The sequence below is a fragment of the Pseudomonas sp. Tul2A7 genome (assembly GCF_054790505.1).
In genome coordinates this window covers 5,822,831-5,845,285 of record NZ_CP186499.1, presented here as the reverse complement: position 1 = coordinate 5,845,285, position 22,455 = coordinate 5,822,831, and the positions used below count along the sequence as shown (strand labels likewise).

Annotated in this window: 21 protein-coding genes and 1 pseudogene; 13 read left to right on the top strand and 9 right to left on the bottom strand. The window is 61.8% G+C overall.

The window, feature by feature from the left end; all coding sequences use genetic code 11:
- The first annotated feature begins 22 nt into the window (after positions 1 to 22).
- The 8 genes from ACOYXJ_RS26000 to ACOYXJ_RS25965 all read left to right on the top strand — a co-directional run bounded on the left by ACOYXJ_RS26000 (position 23) and on the right by ACOYXJ_RS25965 (position 8,870).
- The gene (locus tag ACOYXJ_RS26000) at positions 23 to 940 is read left to right on the top strand and encodes a LysR family transcriptional regulator (protein WP_460372344.1); all 918 of its coding nucleotides are present in this window, start codon (positions 23 to 25) and stop codon (positions 938 to 940) included.
- 175 nt (positions 941 to 1,115) lie between these two features.
- A complete protein-coding gene (lexA, locus tag ACOYXJ_RS25995) occupies positions 1,116 to 1,733 on the top strand; it encodes a transcriptional repressor LexA (RefSeq protein ID WP_095121012.1) in 618 nt (205 codons plus the stop codon).
- Complete coding sequence (gene imuA / locus ACOYXJ_RS25990; protein WP_095121011.1) at positions 1,733 to 2,350, top strand: translesion DNA synthesis-associated protein ImuA; 618 nt, start codon at positions 1,733 to 1,735, stop codon at positions 2,348 to 2,350. The genes lexA and imuA overlap by 1 nt, the downstream gene beginning before the upstream one ends.
- A 7-nt stretch (positions 2,351 to 2,357) precedes the next feature.
- Positions 2,358 to 3,773, top strand: a complete 1,416-nt coding sequence (locus ACOYXJ_RS25985) for a Y-family DNA polymerase (protein WP_460372342.1) — start codon at positions 2,358 to 2,360, stop codon at positions 3,771 to 3,773.
- On the top strand, positions 3,749 to 6,847 hold the full coding sequence (locus tag ACOYXJ_RS25980) for an error-prone DNA polymerase (protein ID WP_460372340.1): 3,099 nt from the start codon (positions 3,749 to 3,751) through the stop codon (positions 6,845 to 6,847). The genes ACOYXJ_RS25985 and ACOYXJ_RS25980 overlap by 25 nt, the downstream gene beginning before the upstream one ends.
- A gap of 280 nt (positions 6,848 to 7,127) precedes the next feature.
- Positions 7,128 to 7,814: a CsgG/HfaB family protein gene (locus tag ACOYXJ_RS25975; RefSeq protein WP_176470095.1), complete on the top strand. Its 687-nt coding sequence runs from the start codon at positions 7,128 to 7,130 to the stop codon at positions 7,812 to 7,814.
- Between the two features lie 28 nt (positions 7,815 to 7,842).
- Positions 7,843 to 8,214 carry a DUF4810 domain-containing protein gene (locus ACOYXJ_RS25970; RefSeq protein ID WP_150730713.1) on the top strand — a complete coding sequence of 124 codons (372 nt, stop codon included), beginning with the start codon at positions 7,843 to 7,845 and terminating at the stop codon, positions 8,212 to 8,214.
- The gene (locus tag ACOYXJ_RS25965) at positions 8,211 to 8,870 is read left to right on the top strand and encodes a DUF799 domain-containing protein (protein WP_141130022.1); all 660 of its coding nucleotides are present in this window, start codon (positions 8,211 to 8,213) and stop codon (positions 8,868 to 8,870) included. The genes ACOYXJ_RS25970 and ACOYXJ_RS25965 overlap by 4 nt, the downstream gene beginning before the upstream one ends.
- A gap of 129 nt (positions 8,871 to 8,999) precedes the next feature.
- Here ACOYXJ_RS25965 and ACOYXJ_RS25960 read toward each other — a convergent pair.
- Positions 9,000 to 9,254, bottom strand: a pseudogene (locus tag ACOYXJ_RS25960) (flavin reductase family protein); the annotation flags it as partial.
- Positions 9,255 to 9,357: 103 nt separating this feature from the next.
- On the opposite strand from ACOYXJ_RS25960, the gene ACOYXJ_RS25955 reads away from it, so the two are divergent.
- The 3 genes from ACOYXJ_RS25955 (at position 9,358) to ACOYXJ_RS25945 (ending at position 14,958) form a co-directional block, all read left to right on the top strand.
- The gene (locus tag ACOYXJ_RS25955; RefSeq protein WP_110719136.1) at positions 9,358 to 10,047 is read left to right on the top strand and encodes a GntR family transcriptional regulator; all 690 of its coding nucleotides are present in this window, start codon (positions 9,358 to 9,360) and stop codon (positions 10,045 to 10,047) included.
- Between the two features lie 134 nt (positions 10,048 to 10,181).
- Positions 10,182 to 12,293, top strand: a complete 2,112-nt coding sequence (locus ACOYXJ_RS25950; RefSeq protein ID WP_460372337.1) for a hybrid sensor histidine kinase/response regulator — start codon at positions 10,182 to 10,184, stop codon at positions 12,291 to 12,293.
- Positions 12,294 to 12,324: 31 nt separating this feature from the next.
- Positions 12,325 to 14,958: an excinuclease ABC subunit UvrA gene (locus tag ACOYXJ_RS25945; RefSeq protein WP_460372335.1), complete on the top strand. Its 2,634-nt coding sequence runs from the start codon at positions 12,325 to 12,327 to the stop codon at positions 14,956 to 14,958.
- Between the two features lie 212 nt (positions 14,959 to 15,170).
- Here the strand turns inward: ACOYXJ_RS25945 and ACOYXJ_RS25940 are convergent, their stop codons facing one another.
- From ACOYXJ_RS25940 to ACOYXJ_RS25915, 6 genes are read right to left on the bottom strand one after another with little or no spacing between them, the layout of a single operon-like run.
- On the bottom strand, positions 15,171 to 17,114 hold the full coding sequence (locus ACOYXJ_RS25940; protein WP_460372333.1) for a response regulator: 1,944 nt from the start codon (positions 17,112 to 17,114) through the stop codon (positions 15,171 to 15,173).
- Complete coding sequence (locus ACOYXJ_RS25935) at positions 17,104 to 17,979, bottom strand: sensor histidine kinase (protein ID WP_077573176.1); 876 nt, start codon at positions 17,977 to 17,979, stop codon at positions 17,104 to 17,106. The genes ACOYXJ_RS25940 and ACOYXJ_RS25935 overlap by 11 nt, the downstream gene beginning before the upstream one ends.
- Positions 17,972 to 18,982, bottom strand: coding sequence for an ATP-binding protein (locus tag ACOYXJ_RS25930; protein WP_460373042.1), 1,011 nt, complete (start codon positions 18,980 to 18,982; stop codon positions 17,972 to 17,974). The genes ACOYXJ_RS25935 and ACOYXJ_RS25930 overlap by 8 nt, the downstream gene beginning before the upstream one ends.
- On the bottom strand, positions 18,979 to 19,383 hold the full coding sequence (locus ACOYXJ_RS25925) for an anti-sigma regulatory factor (protein ID WP_077573175.1): 405 nt from the start codon (positions 19,381 to 19,383) through the stop codon (positions 18,979 to 18,981). Before ACOYXJ_RS25925 ends, ACOYXJ_RS25930 begins: the two co-directional genes overlap by 4 nt.
- Positions 19,380 to 19,742 carry an STAS domain-containing protein gene (locus tag ACOYXJ_RS25920; RefSeq protein ID WP_007912539.1) on the bottom strand — a complete coding sequence of 121 codons (363 nt, stop codon included), beginning with the start codon at positions 19,740 to 19,742 and terminating at the stop codon, positions 19,380 to 19,382. Before ACOYXJ_RS25920 ends, ACOYXJ_RS25925 begins: the two co-directional genes overlap by 4 nt.
- A gap of 4 nt (positions 19,743 to 19,746) precedes the next feature.
- A complete protein-coding gene (locus ACOYXJ_RS25915) occupies positions 19,747 to 20,598 on the bottom strand; it encodes an STAS domain-containing protein (RefSeq protein WP_095120999.1) in 852 nt (283 codons plus the stop codon).
- A 248-nt stretch (positions 20,599 to 20,846) separates the two neighbouring features.
- Here ACOYXJ_RS25915 and ACOYXJ_RS25910 point away from each other — a divergent pair, with 248 nt between their 5' ends.
- Positions 20,847 to 21,110 (top strand): hypothetical protein, encoded by a 264-nt coding sequence (locus tag ACOYXJ_RS25910; RefSeq protein WP_460372331.1) that lies wholly within the window; start codon positions 20,847 to 20,849, stop codon positions 21,108 to 21,110.
- A 359-nt stretch (positions 21,111 to 21,469) separates the two neighbouring features.
- On the opposite strand, the gene ACOYXJ_RS25905 is transcribed toward ACOYXJ_RS25910, so the two are convergent.
- Positions 21,470 to 21,991: a DUF4142 domain-containing protein gene (locus tag ACOYXJ_RS25905; protein WP_016983387.1), complete on the bottom strand. Its 522-nt coding sequence runs from the start codon at positions 21,989 to 21,991 to the stop codon at positions 21,470 to 21,472.
- Between the two features lie 30 nt (positions 21,992 to 22,021).
- Positions 22,022 to 22,198, bottom strand: a complete 177-nt coding sequence (locus ACOYXJ_RS25900; protein ID WP_460372329.1) for a hypothetical protein — start codon at positions 22,196 to 22,198, stop codon at positions 22,022 to 22,024.
- Here ACOYXJ_RS25900 and ACOYXJ_RS25895 point away from each other — a divergent pair.
- Entirely contained in the window at positions 22,197 to 22,439 is a 243-nt protein-coding gene (locus ACOYXJ_RS25895) for a YdcH family protein (RefSeq protein WP_016983385.1), read from the top strand. The genes ACOYXJ_RS25900 and ACOYXJ_RS25895 overlap by 2 nt on opposite strands.
- Positions 22,440 to 22,455: the final 16 nt, after the last annotated feature.

Below are 22,455 nucleotides of genomic sequence, written 5' to 3'. Positions count from 1 at the left end.
TTTTTGCCTGAATGGAAAAAGCATGGACAAGTTGGGTGCTTTGAAAATGTTCGTCGTCACTGCGCAACTCGGCAGTTTCAGCCGCGCCGCCGAGCAGTTGGGCAAGACCCCGTCGGCGCTGACCAAAGCGGTCAATCACCTGGAATCGGAGCTCGGCGCACGGCTGTTTGAGCGCAGCACGCGGCGGATTTTGCTCACTGAAATTGGCCGGGTGTACCTGGAAACCGCGCGACTGGTGCTGCAGCGGCTGGACGAGGCCAGCGAGGAAATCGAGCAGTTGCAGCACGGTTTGCGCGGCAGCCTGAAAATCACCGCGCCGCTGGCGTATGGGCGGGCGTTTCTCGATCAGGTGTGTGACGGCTTTTTGCAGCAATACCCGCAGATCAGCCTGCAAGTGGACCTGTGCGATGCCTTCGTCAATTTGCTGGAAAGTGGCTACGACCTGGCATTGCGCGAAGGCCACGATGATTTGCCGGGGCTGATTGCACGGGTGGTCGGCAGCAATCGTCTGGCCTTGTGCGGCAGCCCGGAATACCTCGCGCGCAAGGGCTTGCCAGTGAATCCGCAAACCCTTGAACAGCATGAATGGCTGCTCTATCAGCACCCGTTGCTTAGCCGCGAATTCTGGTGGGCCGAGCGCGACGGGCAGCGCTTGAGCCTGGCGCAACCGGCGAATCCGCTGTTGCGCAGTGACAATTACGATTTGTTGCTGGCCAGTGCCCTGGCCGGGCGCGGTTTGCTGCACACGCCGCTGTGGAGCGCCGCACCGTACATTGCCGACGGGCGGCTGGTGCGGGTCATGGCCGATTACGAGATCGATCCGGACACCTTTGGCCCGCACATTCTCGCGGTGTACCCGAGCCACCGCCGGGCCACGGCCAAGGTCGTTGCTTTCATCGACTACATCGCCGAATTCCTCGCCGAACGCGGCCTTAACTGACACCCCCGCACTGATCGTTCCCACGCTCTGCGTGGGAACGCCTCTGGGGACGCTCTGCGTCCAGTGACGCGGAGCGTCACGGGCTGCATTCCCACGCGGAGCGTGGGAACGATCAAATCAACGTCGGCATAGGCCGACTGGCGGCGCTTGTCAGGAAAATCCTACAGGAGTACAAATGTACTCCATGACCAATCTGACTCCCCGCCGTACCGCCATCCTGACGTTTATCCGCGATCGAATCGCCGAACACGGTCAGCCCCCAAGCCTCGCTGAAATCAGCGAGGCTTTTGGTTTTGCCTCGCGCAGCGTGGCGCGCAAGCATGTGCTCGCGCTCACCGAAGCCGGGTTTATCGAGGTCAATCCGCATCAGGCCCGCGGCATTCGCCTGCTCGGGCAACCGCCGCGCCCGGAGCTGCTCGACATCCCCGTGCTCGGCCGCGTCGCTGCCGGTGCGCCGATTGGCGCCGATGCCGACATCCATAGCCGCTTGCTGCTCGACCCGGCGCTGTTCTCGCGCACGCCCGACTACATGCTGCGGGTGCAGGGCGATTCGATGATCGAGGACGGCATTCTCGACGGTGATCTGGTCGGCGTGCGGCGCAATCCCGAAGCGCTCAACGGCCAGATCGTGGTGGCGCGGCTCGACGGTGAAGTCACCATCAAACGCTTCGAACGGCTCGGCGCTGAAGTGCGGCTGTTGCCGCGCAACCCGGCGTACCAGCCGATTGTCGTGCGTGATGATCAGGATCTGGCCATCGAAGGGGTGTTCTGTGGTCTGGTGAGGCAAGGCTGATGGGCGCCGTCGTTGCGTTGGATACGCTGTTCAATGGCGGCCAGGTCTGGAAAGGCCGGCCTGCGCCACCCGCTGCCAGCCCGCAACCGACCGGGCACGCCGCGCTGGACGCGGCATTGCCCAGCGGTGGCTGGCCGGAGGCGGCGCTGAGCGAAATCCTGTTGGCCGGCCCCGGTGTTGGTGAGCTGCAACTGGTCTGGCCGACGCTGGCGCGGTTGTCGGCGGCGGGCGAGCGCATTGTGCTGGTGGCGCCACCGTTTGTGCCGTACCCGCAGGCGTGGGAAAACGCCGGGGTCGATTTGCGCCAGTTGTCGGTGATTCAGGCCAGCGAGCGCGATGCCTTGTGGGCGGCGGAACAGTGCCTGCGTTCAGGCAGTTGTGGCGCGGTGTTGTGCTGGCCGCACAAGGCCGATGACCGCGCATTGCGCCGTTTGCAGGTGGCGGCGGAAACCGGCCAGACCTTGGCGTTTGCCTGGCGCCCGTTGAGTGAAGCAGTCAATCCGTCACCGGCGGCGTTGCGCATCGCCATCGACGCCAAACCTGCGCAGTTGCGCGTGCTCAAGTGCCGTGGCGGTTTGGCGCGTGCGGCGCCGATTGCCTTTGCCGTGGGTCATTGAGGTCGCCATGCGCTGGGTGTGTATTCTGTTCCCGCAATTGGCCCTCGACGCCGTGCTGCGTCAGCGCCCCGATCCTGATGAACCGCTGGTGCTGCTCAACGGCCCGGCCCAGCGCCGTGTATTGCAAGCGGTCAACCCGGCGGCACGCAAACTCGGTTTGCGTCCCGGCCAGTCGATGACCGCTGCGCAGGCCATGAGCAAGGGTTTTGCCACCGCCGATTACGAGGCTGCCGAGGTCGAGCACTGGCAGCAGTTTCTCGCCGCGTGGGCCTACGGTTTCAGCGCGCAGGTCAGCGTGCATTACCCGCGCACCGTAGTGTTCGAGATCGAATCCAGCCTGGGTCTGTTTGGTTCCTGGGCACAGTTCGAAGCACGGTTGCGCAAGGAACTGAGCGATCTGGGTTTCCGTCATCGCATCGTTGCCGCACCGAACCCGGTGGCGGCGCGGGTGCTGGCCAACGCCTATGACGGCTTGGTGGTGCCCGACGGCGAGGCTTTGCAGCATCACCTCGGCCAGTTACCGGTCGACCGCGTCGGCCTGGAACCAAGCGTGGCCACGGCGTTGTCGCGCATGGGCCTGCGCAATCTCAGTCAGGTGCAGAGTCTGCCGCGTCAGGCGCTGGCTCGGCGCTTCGAAGCGCAGATGCTCAAACACCTCGACACCTTGTTCGGTGCGCGACCCTTGGCGCTGGAATTTTACCTGCCACCGGATCGTTTCGACGTACGCATCGAACTGAATTTCGACGTGCAGTCGCATCAGGCCTTGCTGTTCCCATTACGCCGTTTGACCGGCGATCTGTCGGCGTTCCTCTGCGGGCGTGACAGCGGCGTACAACGTTTCGACCTGCATCTGGAGCACGCCGGGCTGCCGGACAGCGTGATCAAAGTCGGTTTGCTCAGCGCCGAACGTGATCCGGCGATGCTGTTTGAACTGGCGCGCGGGCGGCTGGAACAGGTGCAAGTCGAGGCGCCCGTGCGCGGCTTTCGTCTGCGCTCCGAGGACCTGCCTAGATTCGTGCCGCAGTTTCAGGAACTGTTCGACGATCGTCCGCAGCAGACCTTGCCGTGGGAGCAGTTGCGCGAACGCCTGCGTGCACGCTTGGGCGATGACGCCGTGCAGGGGCTGCGTTTTCAGGCTGATCATCGGCCGGAGTGCGCGTGGCAGCACGGCGTCGACAAACAACGCTGCGCAGCTTTGCCCAGCGTGCATCGCCCGGGCTGGTTGCTCGGCGAACCGCAGAGCGTGGCGCAAGGTTCGGCGCGGATTCTGATGGGGCCGGAACGTATCGAGTCCGGCTGGTGGGACGGTGACGATGTGCGCCGCGATTATTACCTGATCCAGAACCGCGCCGGCCAACAGGGCTGGGCTTATCGCGCGGTGGGCGAGGGCGGTCCGTTGTGGCTGCAGGGCTGGTTTGCATGAGCGACGGTTACGCCGAACTGCACTGCCTGTCGAACTTCAGTTTTCAGCGCGGTGCGTCCAGTGCGCTTGAACTGTTTCAACGGGCAAAAAAGCACGGCTATCAGGCGCTGGCGATCACCGATGAGTGCACGCTGGCCGGGATCGTTCGCGCCTGGCAAGCGGCGAAATCGGTTGAGCTGCCGCTGATCATCGGCAGTGAAGTGCGCATTGAAAACGGTCCGAAACTGGTGCTGCTGGTGGAGAATCTTGCGGGCTATCAGGCGCTGTGCGGCTTGATCACCCGTGCACGCCGGCGCACGCAAAAAGGCCAGTATCAGGTGTTGCGCGAGGACTTCGACGAAGCGCTGCCGGGATTGCTGGTGTTGTGGGTGCCGGACTCGCTTGATCAAGCGGAAGAGGGCCGTTGGTTGCAGCAGACCTTCGGCCAACGCCTGTGGCTGGCGGTGCAATTGCATCGTGGGCAGGATGATCAGCAGCGGCTGGCGGCGTTGTTGCGTCTGGCCGCCGAGTTGCAGATTCCGGCCGTGGCCAGTGGCGATGTGCATATGCACGCCCGTGGCCGCCGCGCCTTGCAGGACACCATGACCGCGATCCGTCATCACGTGCCGGTGGCCGAGGCCGGGCTGCGTTTGCATCCCAATGGCGAGCGGCATTTGCGCAGCGTTGAGGTGTTGCGCGAGTTGTATCCGCAGGCCTTGCTGGATGAGTCGGTGAGGCTGGCCCGGCGTTGCACATTTGATCTGGGCGAATTGCGTTATCAATACCCCAAAGAGTTGGTGCCCGAGGGGCACAGCGCCAGTTCCTGGCTGCGTCATCTGAGCGAAGAAGGCATTGCCTGGCGCTGGCCCCAAGGCCCGCAAGCCAAAGTGCTCAAACAGATCGACGATGAATTGCAGCTGATCGCCGAACTCGGCTACGAAAGCTACTTCCTCACCGTACACGACGTGGTGCGTTTTGCCCGTGAGCAAAAAATCCTCTGTCAGGGCCGTGGCTCGGCAGCCAACTCGGCGGTGTGTTTTGCCTTGGGCATCACCGAAATCGACCCGGATCGCACCACGCTGCTGTTCGAACGCTTCATGTCCAAAGAGCGTAACGAGCCGCCGGACATCGATGTCGATTTCGAACACGAGCGCCGCGAAGAAGTCCTGCAATATGTGTTTCGCCGTTACGGCCGTGGGCGCGCGGCGCTGACGGCGGTGGTCAGCACCTACCACGCTGCCGGCGCCGTACGCGATGTGGCCAAGGCCCTGGGCCTGCCGCCCGATCAGATCAATGCACTGGCCGATTGCTGCGGCCACTGGAGCGATGAAACCCCGCCACTTGAGCGCTTGCTCGAAGGCGGCTTCGACCCGGACAGTCCGGTGCTGCGCCGGGTGTTGAGCCTGACCGGGCAACTGATCGGTTTCCCCCGGCACCTGTCGCAACACCCCGGCGGTTTCGTGATTTCCGAGCAGCCGCTGGACACGCTGGTGCCGGTGGAGAACGCGGCGATGGCCGAGCGCACGATCATTCAGTGGGACAAGGACGACCTCGACGCGGTCGGCCTGCTCAAGGTGGATATCCTCGCCCTCGGCATGCTCAGTGCAATCCGCCGCTGCTTCGACTTGCTGCGACGTCACCGCAATCTGGACTTGAGTCTGGCGACGATTCCGCCTGAAGACAAACCGACCTACGAGATGATCAGCCGCGCCGACACCATTGGCGTGTTCCAGATCGAGTCCCGCGCACAGATGTCGATGCTGCCGCGCCTGAAACCGGCGAAGTTCTACGATTTGGTGATCGAGGTGGCCATCGTCCGCCCGGGGCCGATTCAGGGCGGGATGGTTCATCCGTATCTACGCCGCCGGAACAAGGAAGAGGAGGAAACCTACCCGTCGCCAGAACTCAAGGTCGTTCTGGAAAGAACCCTCGGCGTGCCGCTGTTTCAGGAACAGGTCATGCAGATCGCCATCGTCGCCGCCGACTACAGCCCCGGCGAGGCCGATCAATTACGTCGCTCGATGGCCGCGTGGAAACGCCACGGTGGCTTGGAGCCGCACAAGGAACGCCTCGCCGCCGGCATGAAGAAGAATGGCTACACACCGGAGTTCGCCGCGCAGATTTTCGAGCAGATCAAAGGCTTCGGCAGCTACGGTTTTCCCGAATCCCACGCCGCCAGTTTTGCTTTGCTGACCTACGCCAGTTGCTGGCTCAAGTGCCACGAACCGGCGGCGTTCGCCTGTGCGTTGATCAACAGTTGGCCCATGGGTTTCTACAGCCCGGACCAGATTCTCCAGGACGCACGCCGGCATCAATTGCAGATCCGCCCGGTCGACGTGCGCGCCAGTGACTGGGATTGCAGCCTGGAAACCACCACTGCGGCGCAACCGGCAATTCGCATGGGCCTGCGCATGATCAAGGGCTTTCGCGAAGACGATGCCCGGCGCATCGAGGCGGCGCGGGCGCGCGGGGCGTTTGCCGATGTTGCCGACCTGGGCGAGCGGGCGGCGCTCGACAGTCGGGCGCAGGCGTTGCTCGCCGATTCCGGGGCGTTGCGCGGTTTGGCCGGGCATCGGCATCGGGCGCGTTGGGAAGTCGCCGGGGTGCAGAAACAGCTGGGCCTGTTTGCCGGGTTGCCGAGCCAGGAGGAGGCCGAGGTGGTGCTGCCCAAACCCAGCGTTGGCGAGGATCTGCATGCCGATTACAGCACCGTCGGTACCACGTTGGGGCCGCATCCGTTGGCGCTGTTGCGCGGCCAGTTGAAGGCATTGCGCTGCCGCAGTTCGCAGGAATTGCTCGACGTCGAGCACGGTCGGCCGGTGAGCGTCGCCGGGCTGGTGACCGGACGCCAACGACCGGGCACTGCCAGCGGTGTGACGTTCGTAACGCTGGAAGACGAATTCGGCAACGTCAACGTGGTGGTGTGGCGCGATCTGGCCGAGCGTCAGCGGCAAGTGCTGGTCGGTTCGCAATTGCTCAAGGTCGATGGCCGCTGGGAGCGAGAGGGCGAAGTGCGCCATCTGATCGCTGGCCGGCTGAGCGACCTCAGCCCGTTGCTAAATGGCATCCGCGTACAGAGCCGCGATTTCCATTAGCGCACCGACCCCTTGTCTGATCGTTCCCACGCTCTGCGTGGTAACGCTTCCCGTGACGCTCCGCGTCACAGCGGACGCGGAGCGTCCGTGGCTGCATTCCCACGCAGAGCGTGGGAACGATCAGTCAGGGTTTTGCTTCTGTTCAAGGCAGCCAATTCACTGGCGTCAAAAAAACCTGTCACGAATGATGGCACTTTGTCATAATGCCGCCCCTTTTCAGCTCCCGCCGCGCATTGCCGTGCCGGGACATCCCCGTTTTTCAAAGGAATACTCAGTGAGAATGATCTCCCGGATGCTGGTCTCAGGCGTCGCAATTGCTGTGCTTGGCACGATGGCTGGCACACTCTCAGGTTGCGCGACGGAAAGCTCCCGCGCCTTGCCGGTGGCCAAGGTGGAAAGCGCCACGCAAGTCTGGACCGGCGTTCGTGTACCAATGGCTGTGGGCAAGTTCGACAACCGCTCCAGCTACATGCGCGGGATCTTCTCCGACGGCGTCGACCGTCTCGGCGGTCAGGCCAAGACCATCCTCATTACCCACCTGCAGCAGACCAACCGCTTCAGCGTGCTGGACCGCGACAACATGGGCGAGATCCAGCAGGAAGCGGCGATCAAGGGCCAGGCCCAACGCCTGAAAGGCGCTGATTACGTGGTCACCGGTGACGTCACCGAGTTCGGCCGCAAAGAGACCGGCGATCACCAGTTGTTCGGCATTCTCGGCCGTGGCAAAACCCAGGTCGCCTACGCCAAGGTCAACCTGAACATCGTCAATATCAGCACCTCCGAAGTGGTCTATTCGACCCAGGGCGCCGGTGAATACGCTCTGTCCAACCGCGAAATCATCGGTTTCGGCGGCACCGCTGCCTACGACTCCACCCTCAACGGCAAAGTACTGGATCTGGCCATGCGCGAGGCGATCAATCGTCTGGTCGATGGCATGAACGCCGGTGCCTGGAAACCGGGCAACTGATCGACGCCCATTGCAAGGAGCAACACCCATGAATCTGACTTTGTCGCGCTCGCTGATGGCGCTGACGCTGGCCGCCAGCGCCTTGCTGACCGGTTGTGCCCCCGGCCCGCAAACCCTGTACCAATGGGAAGGCTACGAACCCCAGGTCTACGAATACTTCAAAGGCGAAGAGCCGAAGGAAGCCCAGGCCGAAGCGCTGGAACGTGACCTGCAGAAAATCCGCTCCACCGGCAAGGCCGTGCCGCCGGGTTACCACGCGCACCTTGGCCTGCTCTATCTGAGCATGGGTAAGGACGACCAGATGGTGCAGCAGTTCAAAACCGAGAAAACCCTGTTCCCCGAGTCCGGCACGTACATGGATTTTCTGCTCAAGAACGCCAAGAGCGGAGACGCGAAATGATCGCGCGTACCTTGAAACTGCTGGCCGCCGGTCTGGCCCTGACCGTGCTGGGTGGCTGCGTCGCCCCGAAAACCGTGGATTACTCGGCCTACAAACAGGCGCGGCCGAAGACCATTCTGGTGCTGCCACCGCTGAACACTTCGCCGGATGTGAAGGCGTCGTACAGCCTGCTGTCGCAAGTGACGTTCCCGCTGGCCGAGGCCGGTTACTACGTGCTGCCGATCGCGCTGGTTGACGAGACATTCCGCCAGAACGGCCTGACCACCCCGGACGATATCCATCAGGCACCGCCGAGCAAACTGAAGGAAATCTTCGGTGCGGACGCGGCGCTGTACATCACCGTGACCGAATACGGTACGCGTTACATGGTGATCAGCAGCGAAACTGCGGTCACTGCGACGGCGAAACTGGTTGACCTGAAAAGCGGCACCACGCTGTGGACCGGTTCGGCGCGGGCGTCGAGCGAAGAGGGCGGCAACAACGGCGGTGGCGGTCTGATCGGCATGCTGATCACGGCGGCGGTAAAGCAAGTCATCAACAGCGCCACCGATGCCGGCTACCCGATTGCCGGTGTGGCGAGCAATCGTCTGCTCTCGGCCGGGCATAGGGCAGGCCTGCTGTACGGTCCGCGCTCGCCGAAGTACGGCACGGACTAAGAAACGACATAAATCCCTGTGGGAGCGAGCCTGCTCGCGAAGACGGTCTGTCATTCAAAGATTATTTGTCTGATATACCGCTATCGCGAGCAGGCTCACTCCTACAGGGGAATGCGTTTCCCTGCTGGGTTATTTGGCGGTGGGCCAAAACCGCTCGCCACCGCCCGCTGCTTCCGTCCACGCTTGCAACGAGCGGGTCGGCAAATCGAAGTAATCTCGGGTTCGTGCGTAACCATGGCCACCCATACGGCCGATCGCATCCAGGCCCAACTGATCGATGTACAGCGTCTTCGCATCGATCTGCTCATCGCGTACATGCGCCATCAACACCTCGCCAAAAATGATCTCCCGCGACTGACCGATGTTCAGCGCCATCGTCCGCCGGTATGCAATATATGAATGCAATTTGCAAAGGCCCGGATTAATCTGCGTTTCCATGGCCAGGCATCGCCAAGGGCTGGTTGCCTGACGCTAAAGGAGGGTTCGAATGACCGAGAAGAAACTGGAAACCACGGTCGACCGCGTCTACCAAGGGGTTTACGAGGCGATCAGCAAGCGTTCGTTGCGCCCGGGGATGAAACTGGGCGAGGCCTCGCTGGCCGAGTTATTCAATGTCAGCCGCACGTCGGTGCGCGCCGCGTTGAAGCAATTGGAGGCCGATGGGCTGGTCACCACCGAGCCCAATAAAGGGGCATCGGTGTCGCTGCCGAGCAATGAAGAGCTCCGCTCGCTGTTTGAAACCCGCCGGCTGATCGAGATCGGCATCGTCACCGAACTGTGCCGCCGCAAGGACGGCGCGGCGATGCAGGACCTGCGCGAACACCTGCTGCTGGAAGATGAAGCCCACGCGGCGGGTGATCACGAACGCTTGATTCACCTGCTCGGCGAGTTCCACATCAAATTGGCGCGCAGCCTCAATAATCCGGTGCTGCTCGACTGGTTCCAGAAGCTGATCTCCCGCGCCTCGCTATACGCCGCCGCGCTGGACGACGACAGTCATGAGGTGTGCCGCGACAACGAACACCTGCGCCTGATCGAGTACATCGAGGCCGGCAATCAGAGCGCCGCCATCGAGCTGACCTGTACGCATCTCAACGGTATCGAGAAGGCCATTCTCGACGTCGCCGCGAAAATGAAAACTGGCTACCATCCGCTCAAACACCTGATCGGAGTTTAGGCTCCAGGCGGAGATTAAATCGGCTATACCTCAAATGAAACCAATGCGACTACAGACGCTCGAAACAGACGGGCGTCGCGTCGATACGGCGTCGCGATTTATCGGGCAATCACCACAGGACACTGAGTCAGTCGATGCAGTTTTTATCCGATAGCCATGGTTGTGACGGCTGGAAAGGCGAAATGGCCGGGCGCATCAGTGCGTTCGACTGGAGCCACACCGAACTCGGCCCGCTGAACAGCTGGCCGGCAAGCCTGTGCAGCGCGGTGCAATTGATGCTGGCCTCGCCACTGCCGATGGTCATGCTCTGGGGCCGTCTCGGCTACATGATCTACAACGACGCCTATTCGATATTTGCCGGTGGCCGCCATCCGTATCTGCTCGGTTCGCCGGTGGAGTTGGGCTGGCCGGAGGTCGCCGATTTCAACCGGCATGTGGTCGACACCTGTCTGGCGGGCGGCACCTTGTCTTTCCGCAACAAAGAATTGGTGCTGTTGCGCGACGGCGTCCCCGAAGACGTCTGGATGGATCTGTATTACAGCCCGGTGGCCAATGATGACGGCAAGCCGGCCGGGGTCATGGCCATGGTGGTGGAAACCACCGAGTTCGTGCACTCCGAACGTCGGCGTCAGGCGGCGGAACAAGCCTACCGCGCCGACAATGAGCGGGTCCGTCTGGCGTTGAATGCCGGGGCTTTGCTTGGCTCGTTTGTCTGGGACGTGAAAAACAACACGCTCTCGGCAGACGAGCGTTTCGCCCGCACGTTCTCTTATCCGCCGGATCATGACCTGAGCAATCTGGCCCAGGACATTGCCGAGTCGCGCATCCATCCCGATGACCACGCCTGGGTCCAAGAGCGCGTCGCCCATTCCGTGCAGACTGGCGAGCCGTATAACGCTGAATACCGCGTCCGGCGCAGCGACGGCAGTTATCTGTGGGTGCTGGCCAGCGGCGGTTGCGAGTTCGACGAGCACGGCGAGCCGTTGCGCTTTCCCGGCGTGCTGATCGACATTCATGAGCGCAAGATTGCCGAAGAATCCCTGCTCAAATTTACCCGCAACCTCGAACAGCGCGTGGGCAAGGAAGTTGAGGCGCGGCTGGCGGCTGAAGAGCAGTTGCGCCAGTCGCAGAAACTCGAAGCGATCGGCGGTCTCACCGGCGGCGTCGCCCACGACTTCAATAATCTGCTGCAAGTCATCGCTGGCAATCTGCATTTGCTCGCCCGCCACGAACCGGACAACGCCAATGTGCAGCGCCGGGTCAGTGCCTCGCTGGCGGCGGTCGAGCGCGGTGCCAAGTTGTCCTCGCAACTGCTCGCGTTTGCCCGCCGCCAACCGTTGTCGCCGGCAGTGTGTAATCCGCGACAGATTTTCGAAGGTGTCGGTGAATTACTGCAGCGAGCGCTGGGCGAAACCATTCAGATCGACGTGCAGTTGCCGCAGCAACCGTGGCACATCAACGTCGACCGCAACCAGTTGGAAAACGCCATTCTCAACCTGGCGATCAATGCCCGTGATGCGATGAAGGGCGAGGGCACCATTGCGCTCAGCGCTGCCAACGTGCGCCTCGACCGTGAATTCTGTGCCGGCAAAGGCATCGTCCCCGGCGAGTTTGTCCGCGTCGCGGTCAGTGACTCCGGCGCCGGCATCGCGCCAGGCATTCTCGAGCAGGTGTTCGAACCGTTTTTCACCACCAAGGCTGACGGTCAGGGCACCGGTCTGGGCCTGAGCATGGTGTTCGGTTTCGTCAAACAGAGCGGTGGCCACGTCGAGATCGCCAGTACCGTCGGCGAGGGCACGCAGGTGCAGTTGTACTTCCCGCGCAGCCTGCGCCCGATACTTGATGAATCGCCCAACCTGCAACGGCAGCAGAGCGGTGGCCACGAGACGATTCTGGTGGTCGAGGACAACGACGCGGTGCGCGCTTCGGCGGTGGAATTGTTGCGCGAGGAGGGCTATCGCGTGCTGACCGCCGGTCACGGCGATGCGGCCATGCAAATGCTCCTGGAAGGCACCGAAGTCGACCTGATCTTCACCGATGTGGTCATGCCGGGGCTGATCAAAAGCTCCGACCTGTTCGCCTGGGCCAAGGTGCAGACGCCGCCGGTGGCGGTGCTGTTCACCTCCGGGCACACCCGCGACATCATCTCGCGCAATCACCAGTTAAGCCCTGACACCCATTTGCTCGGCAAACCGTACAGCCCCGAAGCCTTGTTGCAGATGATTCGGGTGGTTCTCGGCAACTGAGTGCTGAACATTCCTTTATCAAGGCAGGTCGATGACTTCCAAACGCACCTCCAAAGCACCCGCCGGCATGGTCCGAGTGCGCGGCGCCCGTGAACACAACCTGAAAAACGTCGATGTCGACATTCCCCGCGATGCGCTGGTGGTGTTCACCGGCGTGTCCGGTTCGGGCAAATCCTCCTTGGCTTTCTCGACCTTGTACGCCGAAGCCCAGCGCCGCTACTTTGAATCGGTGGCGCCCTATGCGCGACGGCTGATCGATCAGGTTGGCGTGCCGGATGTCGATTCCATCGAAGGCTTGCCACCGGCCGTGGCCCTGCAACAGCAACGCGGCACGCCGAGCACACGCTCGTCGGTGGGCAGCGTGACCACGCTGTCGAGCCTGATCCGCATGCTCTATTCGCGCGCCGGCAGTTATCCGCCGGGGCAGCCGATGTTGTATGCCGAGGACTTTTCGCCGAACACCCCGCAAGGCGCCTGCCCGGAGTGCCATGGCCTCGGCCGCGTCTATGAAGTCACCGAGGCGCTGATGGTTCCCGATCCGAACCTGACCATCCGCCAGCGCGCGGTGGCGTCCTGGCCGTTGGCGTGGCAGGGCCAGAACCTGCGCGACATCCTCGTAACCATGGGCATCGATGTCGACATCCCGTGGAAGAAATTGCCGAAAAAGCAGCGCGACTGGATTCTGTTCACCGAAGAAACCCCGACCGTGCCGGTGTACGCCGGGCTGACCCCGGAAGAAACCCGCGTCGCCCTCAAACGCAAGATGGAGCCGAGTTATCAGGGCACCTTCACCGGTGCGCGCCGCTACATCCTGCACACGTTTACCCATTCGCAAAGTGCGCTGATGAAGAAGCGCGTTTCACAGTTCATGCTCGGCAGCCCTTGCCCGTTATGCGACGGCAAACGCCTCAAGCGTGAAGCGTTGTCGGTGACGTTTGCCGGGTATGACATCGGCGAGCTGTCGCAGATGCCATTGCTGCAAGTCGCCGAAGTATTGCGGCCGGTGGCGGCGGCCAGTTATCTGGAACATGCCGAAGAAACCGGCGAGACCTTGAGCCATGCGCAAACACGCGAGGCCCGCCAGCAGCGCGTGGCTCACGGTGCCAGCGGGCATGGCAGCGCGCCCGACGTGCGCCACACGCCCAATCTGTCGCTGGAAAAACGTCTGGCGGCGCAGCGCATTGCCGAGGATCTGCTGGAGCGCGTCAGCACGCTGACCGATCTGGGCCTCGGTTATCTGGCGCTGGAGCGCAGCACGCCAACGCTGTCGTCCGGTGAGCTGCAGCGTTTGCGCCTGGCGACGCAACTGGGCTCGCAATTGTTCGGGGTGATTTACGTGCTCGACGAACCTTCCGCCGGTTTGCATCCGGCCGATGGCGAAGCGTTGTTCGAGGCGTTGCAGCGCTTGAAGGCTGATGGCAACACGCTGTTTGTGGTCGAGCATGACCTGGAAACCATGCGCCGCGCTGACTGGCTGATCGACGTCGGCCCGGCAGCCGGCGAGCAGGGTGGGCAAGTGTTGTACAGCGGCCCGCCGGCAGGTCTGGCCGCGATCGAAGCGTCGCAGACGCGGGCTTATCTGTTTGCCGAGTCGCAGCGTCAGACACGTACTGCGCGCAAACCGACGGCGTGGCTGAAGCTCGACGGCATTACCCGTAACAACCTGAATAATCTCAGTGCCGAATTCCCGCTGGGCTGCTTCACGTCAGTGACCGGCGTGTCCGGCTCCGGCAAGTCGAGTCTGGTCAGTCAGGCGTTGCTGGAACTGGTCGGCGCGCAGTTGGGGCGGCCGACAGTGGACAGCGAGCCGGAAGAACTCAGCCTCGAAGACGACGCGCCGCAGGTCAGCAGCGGCCAGGTCACGTCCGGGCTGGAGTCGATCAAACGCCTGGTGCAGGTCGACCAGAAACCCATCGGCCGCACGCCACGCTCCAATCTGGCGACCTACACCGGGTTGTTCGATAACGTCCGTAAGCTCTACGCCGCGACTGACGCTGCTCGGGCCGCAGGTTATGACGCCGGGCAGTTTTCCTTCAATGTCGCCAAGGGCCGTTGCGCCACCTGTGAAGGTGAGGGTTTTGTCAGTGTTGAATTGTTGTTCATGCCCAGTGTTTATGCGCCGTGCCCGACCTGCCATGGCGCACGCTACAACCCGCAGACCCTGGCGATTCTGTGGGAGGGCTTGAGCATTGCCCAAGTGCTGCAACTGACCGTCGATGAAGCGGTGACGGTGTTTGCCGGGCAAGCGGGGATTCGCCGTTCACTGGAAGTGTTGCGCGATATTGGTTTGGGTTATCTGCGCCTTGGGCAACCGGCCACGGAACTGTCGGGTGGCGAAGCGCAGCGGATCAAACTGGCTACCGAGTTGCAGCGCAACCAGCGCGGCGCGACCTTGTACGTGCTCGATGAGCCGACCACCGGGCTGCATCCGCGTGATGTCGATCGGTTGCTGGAGCAGTTGGATACGCTGGTGACGGCGGGGCATACGGTGATTGTGGTCGAGCACGAAATGCGCGTGGTCGCGCAGAGTGACTGGGTGATCGACATCGGACCGGGGGCGGGGGATCAGGGCGGCAGGATTGTCGTGGCGGGCACGCCGCAGAAAGTGGCGGCGAGCAAGAAGAGCCGGACGGCGCCGTTTCTGGCTCGGGCTTTGAGCCGATAGGTGGGTTGGCAGAGCTAACGTCTTCGTCGGAACGCCGCCCGGAGCAAGCTCGCCCACCCATATCCCGCGTGCACGCCGAACCCTGTAGGAGTGAGCCTGCTCGCGATAGCGGGGTGTCAGCCACAGATGAATTGGCTGACCTGACGCCATCGCGAGCAGGCTCACTCCTACAGTGGATCTGTGTTCGACATCAGTTCCTGTGGGGGCTGCAGTCAGGCGCCATCGAGCGTGCGGCGGACCTTGTCGAGCAGTTCACTGATCTGAAACGGCTTGACCAGCATGTCCATGCCGCTGCCCAGAAACACCTGACGATTGATCGCCGTTTCCGCATACCCGGTCATGAACAGAATCGGCAATCCGTCACGCCAACCCCGCGCCACATCCGCCAACTCCCGCCCGCTCATGCGCGGCAGACCAACGTCGGTCAGCAACAGGTTGATCGACGGATCATTCTGCAATCGCTCCAGCGCCGTTTCGATATCCGCCGCCTGGGTGCAGCGATAACCCGCGTCCTCCAGCACTTCAGTGACAAACATGCGCACCGATGGCATGTCCTCGACGATCAGTACATGCTCACCGCTACCTTGCGGATCAACCACTGGCGCGGGGATGTCGGCCCCTGTCGGATCGGTGGTAGCCGGCAACATGATGGTCACTTCGGTGCCGCGCCGCGCGACGCTGCGGATGTGCGCATCACCGCCCGACTGACGGGCAAAACCATAGATCGTCGACAACCCCAGCCCGGTGCCCTGGCCCAACGGTTTGGTGGTGAAAAACGGATCGAAGACTTTATCGATGACGTTGTGCTCGATCCCGGTACCGTCGTCGCGCACCGACAGCGCCACGTAAGCGCCATCGGCCAGATTCGGATCGCCGTGTGAGTACGCGGAGTAGGTGTTGACCCAGATATTGCCGCCCGTCGGCAGGGCATCGCGGGCGTTGATCACCAGGTTCAATACCGCACTTTCCAGCTGCACCGGATCGACCAGCGCGATGGCCGGTTTGTTGGTCAGTTCAAGCTTGAGGTTGATCCGTTCGCCGATGGTGCGCACCAGCAATTCTTCCAGCGAACGGACTTGCTCGTTGATGTCCACCGGCCGTGTATCCAGCGGTTGCTGACGGGCAAAGGCCAGCAAGCGGTGGGTGAGGGACGCGGCACTCATCGCTGAATTCAGCGCCGCTTCGGAATAAAACTGCACCTTGTCCAGACGCCCATCGCCCACGCGTTTCTGGATCAGCTCCAGGCTGGTGATGATTCCGGTCAGCAGGTTGTTGAAGTCGTGGGCGATACCGCCGGTGAGCTTGCCCAGTGCGTCCATCTTCTGCACTTGCAGCAACTGCGCTTCGGCGCGTACACGTTCGGCGACTTCCTTGGCCAGTTGCGTGGTGGTGTCGTCCAGGCGCGCCAGATGCGCGCGCTCGCGATGGCGGTGTTCGGTAACGTCTTCGACAAACACCAGGCTCAGCTCTGGCGTGCGGTACGGCGAAATCTGCCATTCGGTCTCGCGTATTTCACCCTGCACGCGCATGTTCAGCGTGCCTTTCCAGCGTTCGCCATCGACCAGACGCAGGCGCAGCTCATTGAGGATCGCGCTTTGATCCTCGGCGAAGCATTCACGCAGGATTTGCGGGTCCTGATTGTCGATAATCAGTTGTGCGAAGGCCTGGTTGCACTCATGCACCTTGAGGCTGGCATCGAGTACCGCGATCGGCGCGGACACATTGGCGAAAATTTCGCGGAACCGCGCTTCACTTTCGCGCAGGGCATTTTCCGTATAGCGAACCCGCAATAGCGTGCGCAGGGTCGCCAGCAGTACATCCGGGTCCACCGGGTGAATCAGGTAGGCATCGGCGCCGGCATTGAGGCCGGTGATGATATCGCCAGTCTGGATCGACGCCGCGGACACATGGATCACGGGCAGCAGGGCAGTGCGCGCATCAGCGCGCAGAATGCGCACGATATCGAAGCCACTCATGTCCGGCAGATTGACGTCGAGAATCAACGCATCGAGTGCTTCGCTGTCGATCAGCGCGAGCCCGTCGCCGCCGGTCCCGGCCTCAAGGACTTCGTAACCGTGGCGCTCCAGCCGTCGACGCAGGGCGTAGCGGGTGGCGACGTTGTCATCGACGATCAATAGGCGGATGTCACGTTTCATCGACGTTCTCCAGAGCGATCGCCAACGGGATGATCACGAAAAAGGTCGAGCCGACCCCCGGCGCACTGTCCATCCCGACTTCACCGCCGAGCAGGGCGGCGAAGCGTTTACACAGCGACAGGCCCAGCCCGGTGCCGCGCAGACGTTTCTGCAACGGCGAGTCGACCTGGGAAAAGTCCTCGAACAATGCGCCATGCAGCTCGGCAGCGATACCGATTCCGGTGTCACTGACGGCAAATCGCACCTTGTCTGCACCTTCGAGCCGCGCGGACACCCGCACTTCGCCACGGGTGGTGAACTTCAGCGAGTTGGAAATGAAGTTGCGCAGGATCTGCGCGAGTTTCTTGTCGTCGGTGTACAGGCGCGGCAAACCGACCGGCTCTTCGAAAATCAGATCGACGGCGGAGGCATCGACAATCGGCCGGAACATCCCGCGCAGGGCGGAGAACAGGTCGAACATGTCGAACCACGCCGGGGAAATGCTGATACGCCCGGCCTCGATCTTCGCCAGATCGAGCAGGTCATCGACCATATCGCTGAGTTCACGTGCGGCGGTGCTGACGAACGCTACCTGCTTGTGTTGCTCGGGACTGAGCGGGCCGTCGAGTTCATCGGCGAGCAGGCTGTTGATGCTCAGGATCGAACCCAGCGGCGTGCGGAACTCATGGCTCATGTACGACAGGAAACGGCTTTTCAAGTCCGAGGCCTGGCGCAATTCCTCAGCCTGTATGTCGAGTTCGGCGTACAGGGCCAGCACGCCTTGGTTGGTTTCATCGAGTTCTTCGCGCAGGGCTGCAGTCTCGCTCTGCAACTGCGCAATCAGTGCGGCCTGTTCGGCACTGCTCAGAATGGGCGACTCAGCCATGGGCGGCCTCCAGGGCAACGACCAGTACCGTTACATCGTCGCGCCCGCGACAGAAATCGCGGTGCAGGACGGCGGCTATCACGGCGGGATGGCGGTGCACCAGACCGGGGTAGTCTTGAAGATTCCAACGGGACTGCAAGCCGTCGCTGTACATGATCAATAGATGTCCGTTCACGTGAGCATAGTCAAAGGGTCTGGCTTTCCGATACTGCACGCCGACAATGCCTGGGTGCGAGGCCAGTCCACGGGACTTGTCGGCGTTGATCAGGCTGGCGCCGATGTTGCCGACGCCGGCAAAGGTCAAGTGGTCGCGCCGCGCATCGAACTGGGCGAACGCGACAGCGCCGCCGCGAGTGCCGATCATGTCGCGGTGCATGTCCTCCATCAGCATCACCGGCTCGGCGAAGGGCGTCAGGGCGAACGTTTGCGCTCCGGCGCGGCCGGCGCGTTCGGCTTCTTCACCATGACCGAGGCCGTCGATGATCAGCGCGCTGATGCTGCCGTTGTCATACGCCAGGTGCCAGACATCGCCGCAGGCCGGATCGTTGTGCAACGAATGCTGGCTGACCCCAAAGAGCATGTCAGGCTCGTGATCCGTGCGTGGATAAAATCGGGCCAATAACACCGCACCACGGGCATCGGCGTACACATCAAACACTTCGGTCTGACGCGATATCGAGCCGAGGCCGATGCCTTGGGTGCCGCCGGTAGAAAACCCGTCGGCCATGCAGGCCTCCAGATCAAACCCCTGCGCACGGTCGATGGCGAGCAGTTCAATGCCAAAACCATTGGCGCGCGGCAACACCCGCAGGTGCATTTCACCGTGGCTCGCGTGCTTGAGCACGTTACTCGCCAACTCCGTAGCCACCAGAGCCACGCGTCCGGCATCGCGCTCGTCAAAGCCATGTTGTTCGGACAGTTGTTGCGCCGTGCGCCGTGCGTGGCCGATCTGGCTGCTGTCTTCGATCAGTAAAACCTGGGTCATCGACCCGCTGATATTCATGTCCATCGGGTAATCGTTATTCGGGTGCCCTTGCCGGGCTCGGTTTCCAGTTCGAACTCTTCGACCAGACGTTTTGCCCCGGTCAGGCCCAGGCCCATGCCGCTGCCGGAGGTCCAGCCGTCGGTCATCGCCAGTTTCAGGTCGGGAATGCCCGGGCCTTCGTCGCGAAAAGTCAGGCGCAGACCGACCTTGTGATCCTCATCGAGGATCTGCCAGTCCATGTCGCCGCCGCCACCGTAAACCATGGTGTTACGCGCCAGTTCGCTGACCGCCGTGACCATTTTCGTCAGGTCGATCAGACGCATGCCGCATTCGGTGGCCAGTTTGCGTGCGGTCTGGCGCGCGAGCACGACATCCTGCTCGATGTGAATCGGTTGAGTACCGCTGCTGCGTACTGTCATTGCCGGTCTACTCGTTCCTGCAGCAGTTTCATCCCGCGCTCGACGTTCAATGCCGTGCTGACACCGGGCAGGGTCAGGCCGAGCTCGACCAGGGTGATCGCCACGGCCGGCTGCATGCCGACCAGCATGGTTTCGGCGTCCATGATTTTCGACAGGCCGGAGATCGTGCTGATCATCCGGCCAATGAACGAGTCGACCATGTCCAGCGCCGAGATGTCGATCAGCACCCCGCGCGCCGAGGTCTTGCTGATGCGCTCGGACAAGTCGTCCTGCAAGGTGAGGGCGAGTTGGTCATGCATGTCGACCTGAATGGTCACCAGCAGGAACTTGCCCATTTGAAGAATCGGAATTCTTTCCATGGGTTCAGACCGCTTTGCCGATGCTGATGCCCAGACGGGTCAGGGCCAGTTTCAGCGCATCGGCCAGGTTGGCCTTGGTCACCACGCCTTGCAGGTCGAGACCGAGGTGGACGATGGTTTGCGCGATTTGCGGACGTACGCCGCTGATGATGCAATCGGCGCCCATCAGGCGGATCGCGGTGACGGTTTTCAGCAGGTGTTGCGCGACCAGGGTGTCGACGGTCGGCACACCGGTGATGTCGATGATGGCGATTTCCGAACCGGTGTCGACGATGCGTTGCAGCAGCGATTCCATCACCACTTGCGTGCGTTGCGAGTCGAGGGTGCCGATCATCGGCAGCGCGAGCACGCCGTCCCACAGCTTGACCACCGGGGTCGACAGCTCCAGCAGTTCTTCCTGTTGACGCTTGATCACCGCTTCGCGGGATTTCTGGAAGGTGCGGATGGTGTGCATGCCGAATGCATCAAGCAGCTCGGAGACTTCCCAGAGTTGTTCTGCGAGCAGCGCCGGCTGGTCTTTGTAATGGCTCTGCAGCAGGTTAAACAACGGGCCTTTTAGGGCGAAGATGAAACTGGCGGTCTGCTGCGAATCCTGGCCGAGCAGGGCGCGGCTGTGGGAGAGCTTTTCGAGGAACTGGCGGGTGGCTTCCCAGCCCGGTGCGGCAATGTTGGTGCCGTTGTCGTTCTCGATGCCACTGACCACCAGTTGCAGGAATTCTGTGGTCTGTTGCTGCAGATCGTGGTCTTTCAGGTTGCGGGTGGCGCCGCTGGCTTGCAGGCCGTTGATCCATTCGCCCAGCAGTTGTGCTTGTTTGTTTTTCATCGCATCGAGTGTGCTGTTCTGCAGTGCTGCCATGTGCCTGTTGCTCCGTAGCGAATTGGGGGGCGATCGTGAAAATGATCGCCGCGAAGTGATCGACATTTGCCGTTCGAAATAGTTGTTCGTTCGCGCACGTATATTTTTGATCTGGCGCAAGGAACGTCCCGGTAACTCTAGTCGGCGTGGCCGGGCGCGGCGAAGTTTTGAACGTTGGCGTGGGGCAGGCTTCGAATCTTTAACACCCGGCGGATGTGCGCCGGGGGTGTTTGACCAACGAGGTGGCCATGAACGAGCAAACGAAGCAGAGCCAATCTGGCGAACCGATCAATCGAAATGATCCGGCGATTGACCCGCAGGTGCCGGGGCAGCCGGCGCCGACGCAGCAGCAGGGCGATGGCGGGCAGGCGCAGAGTGCTGATCCGGCGGTGGATCAGAAAAACCAGCATACGGACAATGACAATGAGTTCAGCCCGGGCTTCGAACCGCAGCCGGATCGGGCGAAGCCGGGGGAGGAGACGGATGCCGATATTGATACGGATGGCGGTTGATGTTCGGTGAAGATGACAAGGCCGCATCTTATGGATGCGGCCTTTTTTTGCTTTGGATTTGTGGTGTTGCTGAGATCGATCCCCCTCACCCCAGCCCTCTCCCCCAAGGGGGCGAGGGGGAAAGGGAGCCGATTGGGGGATGTTCAAATCCTGCGTTCAACCCAAGACTTTCAGGTCGGCGTAACTCGAACATTCACCTCGGTCGGCTCCCTCTCGCTTGCTCAAAGGGAAAGGGGGCCGATCGGGGGCTGTTCAGAGCCTGAGTTCGAAGCAAGACTTTCAGGTCGATGTAACTCGAACATCCACCTCGGTCGGCTCCCTCTCCCTCCGGGAGAGGGCTGGGGTGAGGGTAAGGCTTTTTACTTGCTCGGATGTTTGGCCTGCAGTTCTTTAGCGGCGGCGAGGTGTTTTTCCAGCCCCGGCAGCATTTTCTGCGCAAACGCTTTCAGTTCAGTCGCGCCTTTGACCTTGTCATCGGTCACGGTATTGGCTTGCTTCTTGAACAGCTCAATAGTCTCTTCGTGCGCCTTCACCTGATTGTTGGCGTACGCCGCATCGAAAGACTCATCACGCACTTCGAGGATTTTTTCCTTGGCCTGTTTGACCAGTGTCGTGGTGTCCGGAACCTCGATGTCGTTAGCCTTGGCAATGGTCGCCAGCTCATCGTTGGCCTTGCCATGGTCGGTAATCATCATATTGGCGAAGGCCTTGATGTCCGCCGATTGGCTTTTTTCCAGCGCCAGTCGGCTGGTTTCGATTTCAGCGATCCCGCCGGCCGCGGCGTTATCGACAAAGTCATTGTCGGTGGCGGCAAACGCGCTGCCCATGCCGCTGCTCAAAGCGACAGCCAAAACCAGATGACGCAGGTTGAATCCGTCCATTGGTGTATCTCCACGCAGTTATTGTTGGTGTTAACCAATGGAGACGATGCGGTGAATAAAGGTTTGATCGCATTTGCGACAGGGCGACGAACGGGCACCGCTGGTCTGACAGGTGGTCGACAGAACCGTGCAACCGAGGCCATTCTGATAACTGGCCAGCGCAATCGGTCGCGTCGGCCAGCCGATCAACTGACGGAGGTGTTCCATGCCGGTGACCCATGATCTGTTACAGGACTTGAAGCTTACAAAGGAAGAGATCCAGCAAAAACGCACCGCGGATCCACATCTGGACGCACTGATCAACAAGTACTCCCAGGCGGACGCCGAAGTAGTCAAGGCCGAGACTGCCACCTCGGATGCTCCCAGCGACGACACGCTGAAAAAACTCAAAGAAAAGCGCTTGCAGGTCAAAGACAAGATCGTCGAACAATTACAGGCGCGAACCTGAGGCCCTGTTGATCCGC

Excerpts from the sequence above, each read along its gene's own strand:
- ACOYXJ_RS26000 (WP_460372344.1), top strand. The coding sequence starts at position 23 with ATGGACAAGTTGGGTGCTTTGAAAATGTTCGTCGTCACTGCGCAACTC.
- ACOYXJ_RS25915 (WP_095120999.1), bottom strand. The coding sequence starts at position 20,598 with ATGGCAGCACTGCAGAACAGCACACTCGATGCGATGAAAAACAAACAA.
- ACOYXJ_RS25920 (WP_007912539.1), bottom strand. The coding sequence starts at position 19,742 with ATGGAAAGAATTCCGATTCTTCAAATGGGCAAGTTCCTGCTGGTGACC.
- ACOYXJ_RS25965 (WP_141130022.1), top strand. The coding sequence starts at position 8,211 with ATGATCGCGCGTACCTTGAAACTGCTGGCCGCCGGTCTGGCCCTGACC.
- ACOYXJ_RS25945 (WP_460372335.1), top strand. The coding sequence starts at position 12,325 with ATGACTTCCAAACGCACCTCCAAAGCACCCGCCGGCATGGTCCGAGTG.
- ACOYXJ_RS25950 (WP_460372337.1), top strand. The coding sequence starts at position 10,182 with ATGCAGTTTTTATCCGATAGCCATGGTTGTGACGGCTGGAAAGGCGAA.
- lexA (WP_095121012.1), top strand. The coding sequence starts at position 1,116 with ATGTACTCCATGACCAATCTGACTCCCCGCCGTACCGCCATCCTGACG.
- ACOYXJ_RS25985 (WP_460372342.1), top strand. The coding sequence starts at position 2,358 with ATGCGCTGGGTGTGTATTCTGTTCCCGCAATTGGCCCTCGACGCCGTG.
- ACOYXJ_RS25935 (WP_077573176.1), bottom strand. The coding sequence starts at position 17,979 with ATGGCTGAGTCGCCCATTCTGAGCAGTGCCGAACAGGCCGCACTGATT.
- ACOYXJ_RS25940 (WP_460372333.1), bottom strand. The coding sequence starts at position 17,114 with ATGAAACGTGACATCCGCCTATTGATCGTCGATGACAACGTCGCCACC.
- ACOYXJ_RS25975 (WP_176470095.1), top strand. The coding sequence starts at position 7,128 with ATGATCTCCCGGATGCTGGTCTCAGGCGTCGCAATTGCTGTGCTTGGC.
- ACOYXJ_RS25895 (WP_016983385.1), top strand. The coding sequence starts at position 22,197 with ATGCCGGTGACCCATGATCTGTTACAGGACTTGAAGCTTACAAAGGAA.
- imuA (WP_095121011.1), top strand. The coding sequence starts at position 1,733 with ATGGGCGCCGTCGTTGCGTTGGATACGCTGTTCAATGGCGGCCAGGTC.
- ACOYXJ_RS25905 (WP_016983387.1), bottom strand. The coding sequence starts at position 21,991 with ATGGACGGATTCAACCTGCGTCATCTGGTTTTGGCTGTCGCTTTGAGC.
- ACOYXJ_RS25970 (WP_150730713.1), top strand. The coding sequence starts at position 7,843 with ATGAATCTGACTTTGTCGCGCTCGCTGATGGCGCTGACGCTGGCCGCC.
- ACOYXJ_RS25900 (WP_460372329.1), bottom strand. The coding sequence starts at position 22,198 with ATGGAACACCTCCGTCAGTTGATCGGCTGGCCGACGCGACCGATTGCG.
- ACOYXJ_RS25910 (WP_460372331.1), top strand. The coding sequence starts at position 20,847 with ATGAACGAGCAAACGAAGCAGAGCCAATCTGGCGAACCGATCAATCGA.
- ACOYXJ_RS25925 (WP_077573175.1), bottom strand. The coding sequence starts at position 19,383 with ATGACAGTACGCAGCAGCGGTACTCAACCGATTCACATCGAGCAGGAT.
- ACOYXJ_RS25930 (WP_460373042.1), bottom strand. The coding sequence starts at position 18,982 with ATGAATATCAGCGGGTCGATGACCCAGGTTTTACTGATCGAAGACAGC.
- ACOYXJ_RS25955 (WP_110719136.1), top strand. The coding sequence starts at position 9,358 with ATGACCGAGAAGAAACTGGAAACCACGGTCGACCGCGTCTACCAAGGG.